General features: G+C 63.2%; 14 protein-coding genes. 6 read left to right on the plus strand and 8 right to left on the minus strand.

Going from position 1 to position 13,612, the window contains the following annotated elements; all coding sequences use genetic code 11:
• Positions 1-49: 49 nt before the first annotated feature.
• The 3 genes from NLY42_RS08355 to acnA all read right to left on the minus strand — a co-directional run bounded on the left by NLY42_RS08355 (position 50) and on the right by acnA (position 4,900).
• A complete protein-coding gene (locus NLY42_RS08355; protein ID WP_023683844.1) occupies positions 50-436 on the minus strand; it encodes a DUF2794 domain-containing protein in 387 nt (128 codons plus the stop codon).
• 609 nt (positions 437-1,045) lie between these two features.
• Entirely contained in the window at positions 1,046-1,825 is a 780-nt protein-coding gene (locus NLY42_RS08360; RefSeq protein WP_023671730.1) for a DUF1223 domain-containing protein, read from the minus strand.
• Between the two features lie 384 nt (positions 1,826-2,209).
• Positions 2,210-4,900 (minus strand): aconitate hydratase AcnA, encoded by a 2,691-nt coding sequence (acnA, locus tag NLY42_RS08365; protein ID WP_023756502.1) that lies wholly within the window; start codon positions 4,898-4,900, stop codon positions 2,210-2,212.
• Positions 4,901-5,185: 285 nt separating this feature from the next.
• Here acnA and ccmA point away from each other — a divergent pair, with 285 nt between their 5' ends.
• The 4 genes from ccmA (at position 5,186) to NLY42_RS08385 (ending at position 7,579) form a co-directional block, all read left to right on the plus strand.
• A complete protein-coding gene (ccmA, locus tag NLY42_RS08370; protein ID WP_023755645.1) occupies positions 5,186-5,791 on the plus strand; it encodes a heme ABC exporter ATP-binding protein CcmA in 606 nt (201 codons plus the stop codon).
• A gap of 229 nt (positions 5,792-6,020) precedes the next feature.
• Positions 6,021-6,686, plus strand: coding sequence for a heme exporter protein CcmB (gene ccmB, locus NLY42_RS08375; RefSeq protein WP_023755644.1), 666 nt, complete (start codon positions 6,021-6,023; stop codon positions 6,684-6,686).
• Between the two features lie 123 nt (positions 6,687-6,809).
• Entirely contained in the window at positions 6,810-7,001 is a 192-nt protein-coding gene (gene ccmD, locus NLY42_RS08380; protein ID WP_023755643.1) for a heme exporter protein CcmD, read from the plus strand.
• Positions 6,998-7,579, plus strand: coding sequence for a DsbE family thiol:disulfide interchange protein (locus NLY42_RS08385; RefSeq protein WP_023726030.1), 582 nt, complete (start codon positions 6,998-7,000; stop codon positions 7,577-7,579). The genes ccmD and NLY42_RS08385 overlap by 4 nt, the downstream gene beginning before the upstream one ends.
• 184 nt (positions 7,580-7,763) lie before the next feature.
• Here the strand turns inward: NLY42_RS08385 and NLY42_RS08390 are convergent, their stop codons facing one another.
• Entirely contained in the window at positions 7,764-7,931 is a 168-nt protein-coding gene (locus NLY42_RS08390) for a hypothetical protein (RefSeq protein WP_023671737.1), read from the minus strand.
• Positions 7,932-8,217: 286 nt separating this feature from the next.
• Between NLY42_RS08390 and NLY42_RS08395 the strand changes: the two genes are divergently transcribed.
• Together NLY42_RS08395 and NLY42_RS31795 are read left to right on the plus strand one after the other, a co-directional pair.
• Positions 8,218-9,138: an SMP-30/gluconolactonase/LRE family protein gene (locus NLY42_RS08395; RefSeq protein WP_023671738.1), complete on the plus strand. Its 921-nt coding sequence runs from the start codon at positions 8,218-8,220 to the stop codon at positions 9,136-9,138.
• A 160-nt stretch (positions 9,139-9,298) separates the two neighbouring features.
• Positions 9,299-9,505 carry a tautomerase family protein gene (locus NLY42_RS31795; protein ID WP_023683852.1) on the plus strand — a complete coding sequence of 69 codons (207 nt, stop codon included), beginning with the start codon at positions 9,299-9,301 and terminating at the stop codon, positions 9,503-9,505.
• Positions 9,506-9,588: 83 nt separating this feature from the next.
• Here NLY42_RS31795 and NLY42_RS08405 read toward each other — a convergent pair whose 3' ends face one another.
• From NLY42_RS08405 to ftsY, 4 genes are all read right to left on the minus strand, one after another.
• Positions 9,589-10,137 (minus strand): NADPH-dependent FMN reductase, encoded by a 549-nt coding sequence (locus NLY42_RS08405; RefSeq protein WP_023687681.1) that lies wholly within the window; start codon positions 10,135-10,137, stop codon positions 9,589-9,591.
• Between the two features lie 59 nt (positions 10,138-10,196).
• Positions 10,197-10,817 (minus strand): pyridoxamine 5'-phosphate oxidase family protein, encoded by a 621-nt coding sequence (locus NLY42_RS08410; RefSeq protein ID WP_023671741.1) that lies wholly within the window; start codon positions 10,815-10,817, stop codon positions 10,197-10,199.
• A gap of 67 nt (positions 10,818-10,884) precedes the next feature.
• Positions 10,885-11,556, minus strand: coding sequence for a septation protein A (locus NLY42_RS08415; RefSeq protein ID WP_023715760.1), 672 nt, complete (start codon positions 11,554-11,556; stop codon positions 10,885-10,887).
• Positions 11,557-11,617: 61 nt separating this feature from the next.
• Entirely contained in the window at positions 11,618-13,606 is a 1,989-nt protein-coding gene (gene ftsY / locus NLY42_RS08420; protein ID WP_031244826.1) for a signal recognition particle-docking protein FtsY, read from the minus strand.
• Positions 13,607-13,612 lie beyond the last annotated feature (6 nt).

Raw genomic sequence — 13,612 nt, forward strand, 5'->3', positions numbered from 1 at the left:
TCTTTTTCAATTCTTCAATTCTTCAATTCTTCAATTCCCCAATTCTCAATTAGGCCTGGACAATCTTCAGCTTAGCATCGAAGACGTTGAGCACGCGACCGAGTTCCTGGCCGCGCTTGAGGATTCGGCCGCCGGCGGCGATGACGGCGAAGGCGCCTTGCCGGCGCGCCAGTTTCGGATCCTTGACGATCTGGAACAGCGGCACTTCGCTGGCCCGGCGGAAGACTGAAAACACAGCCCGATCAGACAGATGATCGATGGCATAGTCGCGCCATTCGTTGGCGGCGACCATGCGTCCGTACAGCCTCAGGATCTCATCGAGTTCACGCCGGTCGAAACGGACCGGCTGGTCGAGGCGTTCGCGTCGCGCCTCGTGCAGCGGGATCAATATTGCGGATGCGTCCCCATCCTCCGTCCCACCGCTGCGATCGGTCATCCCGCGATCCCTTTGAAAATGAATCTCGCTTGCAGAAGTTGGCGTGTTCGCCGTGGAATTGCAAGGCCCGGCCAACCATCCCGGGACCGCGCTGTTTTCGCAACGTCCAGTCACTTTTATAAAACGCGGTGTTTGAATTGGTGATGCCTCGCCACATTTCCGCCCTTTTTTATCCGCGCTCATGCCCCAATGTCCGACGAATTTACCGGCGTTGCCTGAGACGGTTCGGTCCGGCACCGGCTCGTAAACCCCAAGCCCCCCGCCCACGGGTCTGCGTCGGATCGAACCAACCTCGGACTTTCCTCAGGGAGAGACCGGGTGCGACGATCCCAAAGCCTAAATGACCGACGTCAGAAGCAAGCTGACGTCGGTTTTTTTGTTGGGCGGCGCCAGACACTTGTCGTCGTGATCCTTCACACCCCCCTCTGTCCTGCCGGACATCTCCCCGCAAGGGTGGAGATCAGATTTCGCGTTTGCTTTCGCCAATCTCAAACGTGGGACAGGATGGCGGATGTGGCGAAGCTGCCAATCTCCCTCCTTGCGGGGAGATGGCCGGCAGGCCAGAGGGGGGTGCTGTCCCGCCGATATCAAAAGGTATGGACCAGCCTCTTAAGGCTTGTGAATAAACGCCGCGCCCAGAATAGGCCCCGGCAGGCCGTCCTTGCCAACCGATTGCAGCAGCACGGCGCAGCCGCCTTTCTTGGCGATCTCGGTCATCGGCAATTCGTAGCGCTGCGCCTTGCCGTGCCACATGCCGGCGGTCTGGATGCCGGTGACGGCGTTCCAGTAGGTCATGCTGCGGCCGGTGTTCTCGCCCTTGGCGATGGTCACCGTCTGCGGTGGTTCGAAATAGACGATGACGACATGGGCGTCGCTCGGGCCGCTACCGGCGTCGCCGGCATCGATCATGACGCGATCGCTGGTGCGGCTGACCTTGACGCTGACCCGCATGCCTTCACCGGATTTCTCCATGCGGGCAAGCGCGCCGTCGACCTCCTTGCGGCTGGCGCCGTTGACATGGCTGCGACCATTGATGACGGCTTGCGGCGTGTAGACGGAGCGGGTGCCGAAGGCGCGCATATAGTCATATTGCCGGTCGGTATTGTCCTTGCTGCTCAGCGTGTCCTGCCAGCCGAGATAGTCCCAGTAATTGACGTGGTAGGCGAGCGCGACGACGTTGTCCTTGGCCGCCAGCTCGGCAAAGAAAGCGTCCGCCGGCGGGCAGGAATTGCAGCCCTGGCTGGTGAACAGCTCGACCACGCCCAAGGGCCTGTCAATCTGCGGTTTGTCGGTCTGGGTCGTTCCCGATTCCTCGGCGAACCCGGTCCCGGCAAGCGCCGAGAAGGCCAGCGCAAAAGCCGCAAGCCGCAGAGGTTGTCGAGGTGCCATGATCGTTCCGATTCCCGCCGGTGACGCCGGCCTTGTTCTGGTTGCCCAGATTTGTGGCAGAAGCGACAGTCAACGGGAAGTCACGTTGCGGTGAAATTTTTGCTGCCGCAACCATGGGTATGGCATCACAGGGGGAGCACTTCACCGCCCGGTTCGATCGGGAGCATGGCATCAGGAGCGTGGGGCAGATCTTGCTGAGCCCAGCCGGTTTTTACTCCTGTCGTACAGGGCGGGGCTTCGATCGGGTCGGGCAATGCTTTGGAAAGACTGGGAGTAGGGAGTAGGGAGTAGGGAGTAGGGAGTAGGGAGTAGGGAGTAGGGAGTAGGGAGTAGGGGATGTCGTTCCCCGCTACCGCCCAATCCCTACTGCCTAAGCCCTGGCCGCTACGCGGCCAGATCGCGCAGCACGTATTGCAAAATGCCGCCATTCTTGAAGTAGTCGAGTTCGTCCAGCGTATCGATGCGGCAGATGATCGGCACGTTCTTCACGGTGCCGTCGCCATAGGTCACCTTGGCGATCATCGTCTGGCGTGGCTTGATGGTGCTTATGCCGTCGATCTCGACCAGCTCGTCACCCTTGAGGTTGAGCGAGGCCCATGAGGTGCCTTCCTCGAAGACGAAGGGGATGACGCCCATGCCGACTAGGTTGGAGCGATGGATGCGCTCGAAGGACTGGGCGATGACGGCACGGACACCGAGGAGATTCGTTCCTTTAGCTGCCCAGTCGCGCGAGGAGCCGTTGCCGTATTCGACGCCGGCGAAGATGACCAGCGGCACGCCTTCCTTTTTGTATCTCATCGCCGCGTCGTAGATCGATTCCTCTTCCTTCGACGGGTAGTGGATGGTGTAGCCGCCCTCGCGGCCGTTCTCGCCCAGCATGTGGTTGCGGATGCGGATGTTGGCGAAGGTGCCGCGCATCATCACCTCATGGTTGCCGCGCCTTGTGCCGTACTGGTTGAAGTCGGCAACGCCGACGCCATGGTCGGTGAGGTATTTGCCGGCCGGGGAAGCGGCCTTGATCGAACCCGCCGGTGAGATGTGATCGGTGGTGATCTTGTCGCCGAACAGGCCGAGCACGCGCGCGCCCTTGATGTCGCCGATCTTGCCGAAACCGGAGGTCATGCCGGCGAAATAGGGCGGGTTCTGCACATAGGTCGAGTTGTCGTCCCAGGCATAGGTCTGGCCTTCCGGCGCCTTGACGTTCTGCCAGTATTCGTCGCCCTTGAAGACGTCGGCATATTTGCGGGCGAATAGCTCACGTGTGACGTTCTTCTCGATGAACTCCTGGATCTCGGCCGAACTCGGCCAGATATCCCTGAGATAGACCGGCTTGCCGTCGCGGCCTTCGCCGAGTGGCTCGGTGGTCAGGTCCTTGGTGACGGTGCCGGCCAAAGCATGGGCTACCACCAGCGGCGGCGACGCCAGATAGTTCGCCTGCACGTCAGGTGAAACACGGCCTTCGAAGTTGCGGTTGCCGGAGAGCACTGCGGCGGCGATCAGGCCCTTATCGTTGATGGTCTTGGAGATCGGCGCCGGCAGCGGGCCGGAATTGCCGATGCAGGTGGTGCAGCCGAAACCAACCAGGTTGAAGCCGATCTGGTCGAGCTCCTTCTGCAGGCCGGACTTTTCCAGATATTCGGCGACCACCTGGCTGCCCGGCGCCAGCGAGGTCTTCACCCACGGCTTCTGCTTGAGGCCGAGCCGGTTGGCGTTGCGCGCCAAGAGGCCGGCGCCGATCAGCACGCTCGGGTTGGAGGTGTTGGTGCAGGACGTGATGGCGGCAATCACGACATCGCCATGGCCGAGATCATGGTCGGTGCCTCCGACGGCATAGCGCTTGTGGATTTCGGCAGCCTTCTTGTACTCGGTCTCCATCGCCTTGGCGAAGCCGGCCGGAATGCCTTCGAGCGGAACGCGGCCTTCGGGACGCTTGGGACCTGCCATCGACGGCACGACGCTGTCGAGCTCGAGTTCGAGCAGGTCGGTGAAGACAGGGTCGGCCGAGCCGGCGTCACGCCACATGCCTTGCGCCTTGGAATAGGCTTCGACCAGGGCGATGCGGCTTTCCTCGCGGCCCGACATTGTGAGGTAGCGGATGGTCTCGCCATCGACCGGGAAGAAGCCGCAGGTGGCGCCATATTCGGGCGCCATGTTGCCGATGGTGGCGCGGTCGGCCAGCGTCATGTTGGACAGGCCCGGGCCGAAGAACTCGACGAACTTGCCGACGACGCCCTTCTTGCGCAGCATCTGGGTGACGGTCAGCACCAGGTCAGTGGCGGTGATGCCTTCCCTGAGTTTGCCGGTGAGGCGGAAGCCGATGACTTCGGGCAACAGCATGGAAACCGGCTGGCCGAGCATCGCCGCCTCGGCCTCGATGCCGCCGACGCCCCAGCCGAGCACGCCAAGGCCGTTGATCATGGTGGTGTGCGAATCGGTGCCGACGCAGGTGTCGGGATAAGCGGTGGTTTCGCCGTCTTCCGTGTTGGTCCAGACGACCTGACCGAGATATTCGAGGTTGACCTGATGGCAGATGCCGGTGCCGGGCGGCACGACGCGAAAATTGTGGAACGCCTGCTGGCCCCATTTCAGGAATTTATAGCGCTCTTCGTTGCGCTCATATTCGAGCTCGACATTCCTGGCAAAGGCCAGTGGCGTGCCGAATTCGTCGACGATGACGGAGTGGTCGATGACGAGGTCGACCGGCACCAGCGGATTGATCTTCTGCGGATCCCCGCCGAGCGCCTTGAGGCCGTCGCGCATGGCGGCAAGGTCGACCACCGCCGGGACGCCGGTGAAATCCTGCATCAGGACACGCGCCGGGCGATAGGCGATCTCGACGCCAGCGGTGCCCTTGTCCGTCAGCCAGCCGGCCACAGCCTGGATAGAGTCCTTGGTGACGGAGCGGCCGTCTTCATTGCGCAAAAGGTTTTCCAGCAGCACCTTCATCGAATAAGGCAGCTGGGCAATGCCGGTGAGGCCGTTCTTCTCGGCCTCGACCAGATTGTAATAGACATAGTCCGCGCCACCCACGGTGAGGGTGCGGCGGCAATTGAAACTGTCGAGGGATTTTGACACGTGCGGTCCGTCCTTGTCTGTTCAGCCTGAAAGGGAACGGACGCCGATGGGCATGCAATCACGCGCAAAGGTGCGGGTACGGCCATTTCCGCTGTCCGTTCCCAGCCAACCCGAGCCGTTCAAGGCGGCGCGTGCGCTGGTTCGGCGCAAATTCTGTTCCCGTGCCGACCGCTGGCACGGATGTCCCGCATATAGAGAATTTTCTGGAATAGTTCTAGACAGTTGCGGAGCAAATTTGTGCGATGCGGCAGCTATCGCGCGGTAAAGTTTTCGGGACGGGCAGGCATGCGGCTGATTGCCGAAAATCTGGGCGGCGAACGCGGCGGCGAGACGGTCTTTTCCGGCATCGGTTTTGCGCTCGACAAGGGCCAGGTGCTGGTCGTCACCGGGCCGAACGGCTCGGGCAAATCGACGCTGCTCAGGGTCATCGCCGGGCTGCTACCGAAGGCGCAAGGCGATGTGCGCATCGAGGGCGGCGAAAGGTTTCCGACGATCGCTTCGGCGGTCCACTATCTCGGCCACCTCAATGCAATGAAGACGGCGCTCAGCGTGGCGGAGAATCTGCGCTTCTGGCGCGATTTCAACGGCGATGGGCAGTTGGGTGTCGGAGAGGCGCTGGAGACGGTTGGTCTCGGCGGCATCGGCCATCTGCCTTTCGGATATCTGTCGACCGGGCAAAGGCGGCGGGCGGCGATTGCGAAATTGCTGGTCAGTCATAAGCCGCTGTGGCTGCTGGATGAGCCGACGGCTGGGCTGGATAAGGCCTCGGAGGCGCGGTTTGCGGGGCTGATGACGAGGCATTGCGCAGAAGGTGGAATCATTGTCGCGGCGACGCATTTGCCACTGGGATTGGATGGAGCACAGGCATTGAGGATGGGAGCAACAGGGTGATGTCGGCATTCCCGCCCACCCCCCTCTGCCCTGCCGGGCATCTCCCCCGCAGGGGGGGAGATCAGATGTCATGCCGGCTTTCGCCAATCACCGGCATTGAAAAAGAGGCGTCAGCAGTGGAACTGCCAATCTCCCCCCTTGCGGGGGAGATGTCCGGGAGGACAGAGGGGGGTGTGAAGGAACGCCACCTTCGGCAAGATGGCGATCAAACCGCAGGCGCGGCTTGGCAATGCTAGCCCTCTTCCTGCGCGACATCCGCCTCCCCGTCCGCGCCGGCGGCGGAGCGCTCACCGGCGTCATCTTCTTCCTCGCCGTCATCGCCACCATCCCCTTCGGTGTCGGACCGGACCTGAAGCTGCTCGCCCGCATCGGTCCGGCGATCCTTTGGATCGGCGCTCTGCTCGCCTGCCTGCTCGGCCTCGACCGGTTGTTTCAGGCCGATCGCGAAGACGGTTCGCTCGATCTTCTGGTGCTGGGCAATGACCGCCACATGCTGGCGCTGACGGTGCTGGTGAAGTGCCTGGCGCACTGGATGGGCAGCGTTCTGCCGCTGGTGGTTGCGGCACCTCTGCTCGGCCTGTTCATGAACATGGAGCCGCTCAGCATCGGCGCCACCGCGCTCACGCTGCTGGTCGGCACGCCGGCCATCACTTTCATCGGCGCGGTCGGGGCGGCGGTGGCGGTGGCGCTGCCGCGCGGCGGGCTGCTGATCTCGGTGCTGGTGTTGCCGCTGACCATCCCGGTGCTGATCTTCGGAGTGTCGGCGAGCTACGGCGCGGTGGCCGACCCTGATCCGTTCCTGCAGCCCTTCCTCATTCTTGCCGCGCTGACGCTGTTTCTTGCCGTGCTGGGTCCGGTGGCGGCAGCACTGGCGCTGCGGCATGGAACGGACTGATATGACCGCTGCGGCGCGACGGATCAATTGCGAAGCCCCAGCCGCAAAGCTAAGAAAGCCGCAAAGCCATGGGAAGGCCATGATCGAGCACGACGAAGCGACGGTGGAAGGGGCGCGAAGCGCATGAGTGCACACGCACTCTATGTCGCGGTCGCCTATGGCATCACGGCGATCGTGCTGGCCGGGCTGATCGGCTGGATCCTGCTCGACCAGCGGACCCGCAAGCGCGAACTGGCGGAACTCGAAGCGGCCGGCGTGCGGCGTCGCTCGGACAAAGCCGGTACTGGGGCCAGCACTGGGGCCAGCAAGCCATGAGCACGGAAAGCGAAACGCCGGCGTCGCCGCGCCGCCGCCTGATCGTGCTGTTGCCGCTGCTGGTTTTTCTCGGCCTCGCCGGATTGTTCCTGTCGCAGCTTTTGTCGGGACGCGACGAGGCGGCAGTGCCGTCGGCGCTGATCGGCCTGCCGGCGCCGCAGACCAACCTGCCGGCGCTGGAAGGATCAAACCTGCCCGGGCTGGATTCAAAAGCCTTCGCCGGCAAGGTAACGCTGGTCAACGTCTTTGCATCGTGGTGCGCGCCGTGCCGGGAAGAGCATCCGGTGCTCCTGGCGCTGTCGCAGGACAAGCGCTTCGTCATGGCCGCGCTAAACTACAAGGACCAAGCGCAAAACGCGCGCCGGTTCCTTGGTGATCTCGGCAATCCGTTCCAGGCGATAGGTGTCGACGAGGCCGGCCGCACGGCCATCGACTGGGGCGTCTACGGCGTGCCGGAAACCTTCGTCATCGGCAAGGACGGCAAGATTGCCTACAAGCATGTCGGGCCGCTGACAGGGGAGTCGGCGAGGGATGTTCTGTTGCCGCAGATTGAAAAGGCGCTCGCGGCACCGGGCTGACGTTGGCGCCATGCCCCCTCATCGGGCCGCTACGCGCCCCCTCCTCCCCGTGAGGGAGAAGAGGGAAGCATCGTTACAGGCTAGCTCCTCTCCCCGAGGGGAGAGGTCGGATTGCCCGAATTGCTAATGCAATTCGGTTTGGCAATCCGGGTGAGGGGCGGTGCCCTGCTGACGTCTGAAATGCTCAGCCGTAGATCTGCCTGTGGACCTGGTAGAGCATTTCCGAGCGGTCGGCGCGCAGGTCGGCCAGATCGCGGCTCGTCAGGTTTTCGATTTCCGCGACGAGGCGGTTGTAGTGGCGGCGCTTGGCCATCGAGGTGCGCGCGCGGGAGAAGAGGTTGTCAAAAGCCATAGCAAGGGTCCTTTCGTACCGCATATCAGCGGTGAATTTGTTCCTCCCTTGGTCGTTCGCAACATGACATAGGAATGGTGCGATGCAAAAAGAAGATGTTGCAATGCACCATTGCGCAGGGCGCATAGCAGGTTAATACAGCGCTAACAGCACCATAAACGGCCGGGCAGGCTGGCGGGCCATGCCGGCCGGGCACCTTTTGTCTTACAATTGCGCCTGCGCCACCTTGCCATCGCGCCCGCAGGCTGGCTTGATCCGCGGGTCACGTGATGCCCGGAGGAAATGCATGGCGACCGCAGACTATTACGAAATTCTCGATCCACGTTTCGCGCGGCTGTTCAACGGCAACGCCCAGGTGGAAAAGCTGTTTACCGGATGTCAGTGGGCGGAAGGGCCGGCCTGGTTCGCCGCCGGCCGCTATGTCGTCTGGTCCGACATCCCCAACAACCGCATGCTGCGCTATGACGAGACCGACGGCAATGTCAGCGTCTTCCGTCAGCCCTCCGGCAATTCCAACGGCAACACCGTCGACCGCCAGGGCCGACTGGTGACGTGCGAGCATTCCGGCCGCCGCGTCAGCCGCACCGAGCATGACGGTTCCGTCACCACCATCGCGGCCGAATGGAAAGGCAAGCGGCTGAATTCGCCCAATGACGCGGTCGTGAAATCCGACGGCTCGATCTGGTTCACCGATCCGAGCTACGGCATCGACACCGACTATGAGGGCGACAAGGCCGAAAGCGAGATCGGCGCTTGCAATGTCTACCGGGTCGATCCGGATACGGGCGAGGTCGAGGCCGTCATCACCGACATGGTCCGGCCGAACGGGCTTGCCTTTTCACTGGATGAAAGCCAGCTCTATGTCGTCGACACCGGCCGCACCCATGGCGCGCAGAACCCCGCGCATATGCGGGTCTTCAACGTCGGCAAGCACGGCAAGAAGGTCTCGGGCGGGAAGGTGTTCGCTGACTGCACGGCCGGCCTATTCGACGGCTTCCGGCTCGACGAGGCCGGCCGCATCTGGACCAGTGCCGCCGACGGCATCCATTGCTACGATCCCGACGGCACGCTGATCGGCAAGGTCAAGGTGCCGGAAGTGACCGCCAATTGCGTGTTCGGCGGCAACAAGCTGAACTGCCTCTACATCGCCGGCACCACGTCGCTCTACATGGTGCGGCTGATGGTGAACGGGGCGAAGACGTATTGAGGCTGCTGCAAACGCTTCTCTGGCGGCCTTGATGGCGTTTCTGCGCCTGCCGGCGGCGCCTGTTGCGCTGCGGCCGCCGGAACCACCGCCAAGCGGTTCGCCGGAGCGGATTTCGGAGCCGCGGCGCGGCGGTATCAGACACAATTCAAGGGAGGACATCATGCCATTCGTCAACATCCGCATCGTCAAGGAAGTGATCGCCGCTGATCCCGCTGGCAAGAAGGCCGACATTGCCAAAAAGGTCACGGCGGCCATCATGGACGCCACCGGGCTTAGCAATGACGACGTCTGGGTGGTGTTCGAAGAGGTCAACGCGCGCGACTGGTATGTCGGTGTGACCGATGTCGAGACGTTGCGGAAGGGGTAGCACTGCGGCACGTTGGGGTGCGCCGCACCCTTTCGTTCGTCATCCTAGGGTCTGCGCCGCGTCGCTTCGCTCCTTGCTCCGCCCTAGGATGACGAGGCAACGTTTGCGCGTATAAAACTCGCGAAAACCTGCACCGCTTCGCGCATGGCCCGCAGGTTCTCGTCCTCTCCTAGGATCGCTTCTATCTCCGGCGGTTTCTTGCCGAGCAAGGCAATCTCCAGAACCGCATTCTCACAAAGCGCGAACGACATGGTGCGCATGATCTCGGCCAGCGCGGCGCGGGCGTAGAGCGAGCGCGCGGAGGCGTGGGCCAGCATGGCGGGCTTGGCGACTGCGGCGTCGCGCGAGACCAGCCAGTCGAGCGCGTTTTTCATGCCGCCGGGCACGCCATGGGCATATTCGGGGCAGGAGAGGATGATGCCGTCGGCGCTGGTGACGGCCTCGATCAGCCGCATGGCCTCAGCCGGTGTGCGCTCGCCTTCGTCATCCGGGTTGAAGATCGGCAGCAGGCCGAGCCCGTCATAGACAGTTACGCGGCAATCCGAAGGCGCGTTCGCGGACAGCGCCGCCAGCAGCGCCGAATTGGTCGAGGCGGCGCGCAGGCTGCCGGAGATGGCGAGGAGTTCGATCAAGGGCAAACAGGGCTAGCGAAAACCGGCAAAGGACCGCAATGGCGAATCGTACCCGAAATCTACCACAGGGTCTTGCTGTAGGCTTCGTCCAGCGAGCGGTCGAAATCGTCGGCAGTTTCGGCATGCGCCATCTGATCGGACAGGATCTGACCGAGCGTCGGCAACGTCGCGCGGTCGTGCCAGCTGTCCGGCTTCCACAATTCGGAGCGCATGAAGGCCTTGGCGCAGTGCATGTAAGCGGCCTTGACGCTCACCACGACGACGCTTTGCGGTTGCTTGCCGTCGACGGTGAGGCGCTCGCGCAAACCGGCATCGACGGTTATGCGGGCGTCGCCATTGATGCGCAGCGTCTCGTTCATGCCGGGGATGAGAAAAAGCAGCCCGACCGAAGGGTTGAGCAGGATGTTTTCCAGCGTGTCCAGCCGGTTGTTGCCGGGCCGGTCGGGAATGGCGATGGTCCTGTCGTCGAGGACAAGGGCAAAGCCCGGTCTGTCGCCTTTCGGCGTCACGTCGGCATTGCCGGCGCCGTCGGAAGAACCGATCAGCACGAAAGGGCTCTTGCCGATGAAGGAGCGGCAGTGGCCGTCAAGCGCCTTGAGCTCCTTGCGCATCGATGCGTCGGTCGGCCGCGGCGTTTTGTAGATCGCCCTCAGTTCATCGCGCGTGGTAACGAATTCCATGGCCGTCTCCGTTTATTCGGACGCAATTCCGGACGGAAAACCGCTTCACACTTTTCCTGGAATTGCTCTACTTGCCGGCTTCTTCCACCTTCTCGGTCTTATCCTCGATCGAATGGTGCAGGATCAGCGGCATCTGGCTGAAGGTGAACAACAGGGTGATCGGCATGATGCCCCAGACCTTGAAGGTAACCCAGAAGTCGGTGGAAAAATTCCGCCACACCACTTCATTGGCAAGAGCCAGGAACAGGAAGAACAGGCCCCAGCGGAAAGTCAGCTTGCGCCAGCCTTCGGCATCGAGGCGAAAGGCCGAATCGAAGACATAGCCGAGCAGCGATCGGCCGAAATACAGACCGCCGAGCAGCACGCCGCCGAACAGGGTGTTGACGATGGTCGGCTTCATCTTGATGAACACGTCGTCCTGCAGATAGAGCGTCAGCGCGCCGAAGATGAAGACGACGACGCCCGAGACCATCGGCATGATCGGCAAGGTGCGCAGCAGCAGCCAGGAGGCGATCAGCGCGATCGCCGTCGCCGCCATGAACAGGCCGGTGGCGACGAAGATCGGCCCGCCGAATTCGGCCAGGACAGGAAATTTCTGCACCAGCCAGGCGCCGCGTGCATTGGCGAAGAAGAACACCATCAGCGGCCCGAGTTCCAGCACCAGCTTGAGCAGCGGATTGACGCTTTCTTTCTTCTTTCGCGGGTCGGACGGGTCGCGTTCGAGGATGGGAGGGTTCATGACTTCCTTCTGACGCATGATCTTGTCCAAAAAAGCCTGCAGCTCTTCGGGATCGTGCTTTTTACGCTACGCCCGCGATCGCCCTGGCGAATTCGCTGGCCGAGAATGGTTCGAGATCGTCGACCTGTTCGCCGACGCCGATGAAGTAGACCGGCAGTTTGTGCTTTGCCGCGATCGCGACCAGAATACCGCCGCGCGCCGTGCCGTCCAGCTTGGTCATCACCAGGCCGTTGACGCCGGCGACATTGCGGAAGATCTCGACCTGATTGAGCGCATTCTGGCCGGTGGTGGCGTCGACCGTCTGCAGCACGGTATGCGGCGCTTCCGGATCGAGCTTGCCCAGCACGCGCACGATCTTTTCCAGCTCCGCCATCAGTTCGGTCTTGTTTTGCAGCCGGCCGGCGGTGTCGATGATCAGCACGTCGGAGCCGGCCTCCTTGGCGCGTTCGAAAGCGTCGTAGGCGAGGCCGGCGGCATCCGCGCCTATCTTCGAGGCGATGACCGGCGACTTCGTCCTCTCGCCCCAGATCTTCAGCTGCTCGATGGCTGCAGCGCGAAAGGTATCGCCGGCGGCCAGCATCACCGACAGGCCACCATCGGTCAGTTTGGCGGCGAGCTTGCCGATGGTCGTGGTCTTGCCGGTGCCGTTGACGCCGACCACCAGAATGACATGCGGCTTGTGCGAGAGGTCGAGCTCCAGCGGCATGGCGACATGGGCCAGCACCTTCTCCACCTCGGCCGCCATGATGGTGCGGACATCCGCGTCGGAGACATCCTTGCCGTAGCGGCTGGCAGCGAGGGCATCGGTGACGCGCAAGGCTGTTTCCATGCCCAGATCGGCACGGATCAGCACGTCCTCCAGATCCTGCAGCGTCTCCTCGTCGAGCTTGCGCTTGGTGAAGACGCCGGCGATGTTGCCGGTGAGTTCTTTCGAGGAGCGGGCAAGCCCGTCGCGCATGCGCTGGAACCAGGAGCGTCGCGGCGCCGGTTCGGGCGCCTTTTGCGGCTCGGCTTTCTGCTCGACCTTTTTGGTTACGGTGACTTTGCCGACTGACGGTGTGGGCTGTGGTGTCGGCGGAAAACCCGGTTCAGGCATGGGCGCAACCCCCGCCGTGACAGCCCGGACTTCGACCGGCGCGGGTGTGGCTTCGACCGGAGTGCGCTTTACCTCCCCCTCGATGGGGGAGGTCCCAAGCGAAGCCTGGGGGTGGGGGTGATTTGCGCTGGCGTCAGCGCTGTCACCCCACCCCGCCGCTTCGCGTCGACCCTCCCCACCGAGGGGAGGGTGGGGCGCCTCGTCCTTCTCCCCGTGGCTATACGGGGAGAAGGTGCCGGCAGGCGGATGAGGGGCGGCGCTGACCTCTGAGGTAGGCTGTGCGGGAGGCGCGGACGGTTGCGGCACTTCGATCGGGGCGGCCGGTTCTGCTGGAGTCTCGGCAGGCGTCGGCACTTCGACGGGAGCGGGCTCCAGCTGCGGTTCCGGACGCGATGGTTCGATCTCCGGCTCGGCCGGCGCCGGCGGCACTTCTTGGGGCTGCGGCTCGGGAGCCGGCTCCGGAACGGCTGGCGCAGGAACTTCTTCCGGTGCAGGCGGCTCGGGTATCTCCGGCTCAGGCTGCGGTTCTTCTACCGGCGCGGGCTCCGGCAACGGTTCCGGCTCGGATGGGACGACCGGTTCCGGCGCGGGCGGGATGGTCGGCGCGGGTTCGGGCTTCGGTTCTTCTGGCGCCGACTGCGGCGCAGGCTTTACCTCCCCCTCGACGGGGGAGGTCCCAAGCGAAGCTTGGGGGTGGGGGTGAGTGGCGCCGGCGTCGGCGCTCTCACCCCTCCCCGCCACTTCGTGGCGACCCTCCCCATCGAGGGGAGGGTGGGGCGTCGGCGGCTCGGGCTCCTCGCGCTTCAAGAACTCCGGAACGACCTGCTCGGCCGCCGGCTTCAGCGCCTCAAGCGCATCCCATTTGATCGGCGGCAGGGGAGCGGTTTCGTCGATGCGCTCCTCGACGACTTCCTTCTTGCCGAACGAAAATATGTTCTTGAAAAAACCGGCCATGCTTCA

It is taken from the genome of Mesorhizobium sp. C372A (genome assembly GCF_030323245.1).
GTDB lineage: Bacteria > Pseudomonadota > Alphaproteobacteria > Rhizobiales > Rhizobiaceae > Mesorhizobium.

Excerpts from the sequence above, each read along its gene's own strand:
- NLY42_RS08355 (WP_023683844.1), bottom strand. The coding sequence starts at position 436 with ATGACCGATCGCAGCGGTGGGACGGAGGATGGGGACGCATCCGCAATA.
- NLY42_RS08360 (WP_023671730.1), bottom strand. The coding sequence starts at position 1,825 with ATGGCACCTCGACAACCTCTGCGGCTTGCGGCTTTTGCGCTGGCCTTC.
- ccmA (WP_023755645.1), top strand. The coding sequence starts at position 5,186 with ATGCGGCTGATTGCCGAAAATCTGGGCGGCGAACGCGGCGGCGAGACG.
- ccmB (WP_023755644.1), top strand. The coding sequence starts at position 6,021 with ATGCTAGCCCTCTTCCTGCGCGACATCCGCCTCCCCGTCCGCGCCGGC.
- ccmD (WP_023755643.1), top strand. The coding sequence starts at position 6,810 with ATGAGTGCACACGCACTCTATGTCGCGGTCGCCTATGGCATCACGGCG.
- NLY42_RS08385 (WP_023726030.1), top strand. The coding sequence starts at position 6,998 with ATGAGCACGGAAAGCGAAACGCCGGCGTCGCCGCGCCGCCGCCTGATC.
- NLY42_RS08390 (WP_023671737.1), bottom strand. The coding sequence starts at position 7,931 with ATGGCTTTTGACAACCTCTTCTCCCGCGCGCGCACCTCGATGGCCAAG.
- NLY42_RS08395 (WP_023671738.1), top strand. The coding sequence starts at position 8,218 with ATGGCGACCGCAGACTATTACGAAATTCTCGATCCACGTTTCGCGCGG.
- NLY42_RS31795 (WP_023683852.1), top strand. The coding sequence starts at position 9,299 with ATGCCATTCGTCAACATCCGCATCGTCAAGGAAGTGATCGCCGCTGAT.
- NLY42_RS08410 (WP_023671741.1), bottom strand. The coding sequence starts at position 10,817 with ATGGAATTCGTTACCACGCGCGATGAACTGAGGGCGATCTACAAAACG.
- NLY42_RS08415 (WP_023715760.1), bottom strand. The coding sequence starts at position 11,556 with ATGAACCCTCCCATCCTCGAACGCGACCCGTCCGACCCGCGAAAGAAG.
- ftsY (WP_031244826.1), bottom strand. The coding sequence starts at position 13,606 with ATGGCCGGTTTTTTCAAGAACATATTTTCGTTCGGCAAGAAGGAAGTC.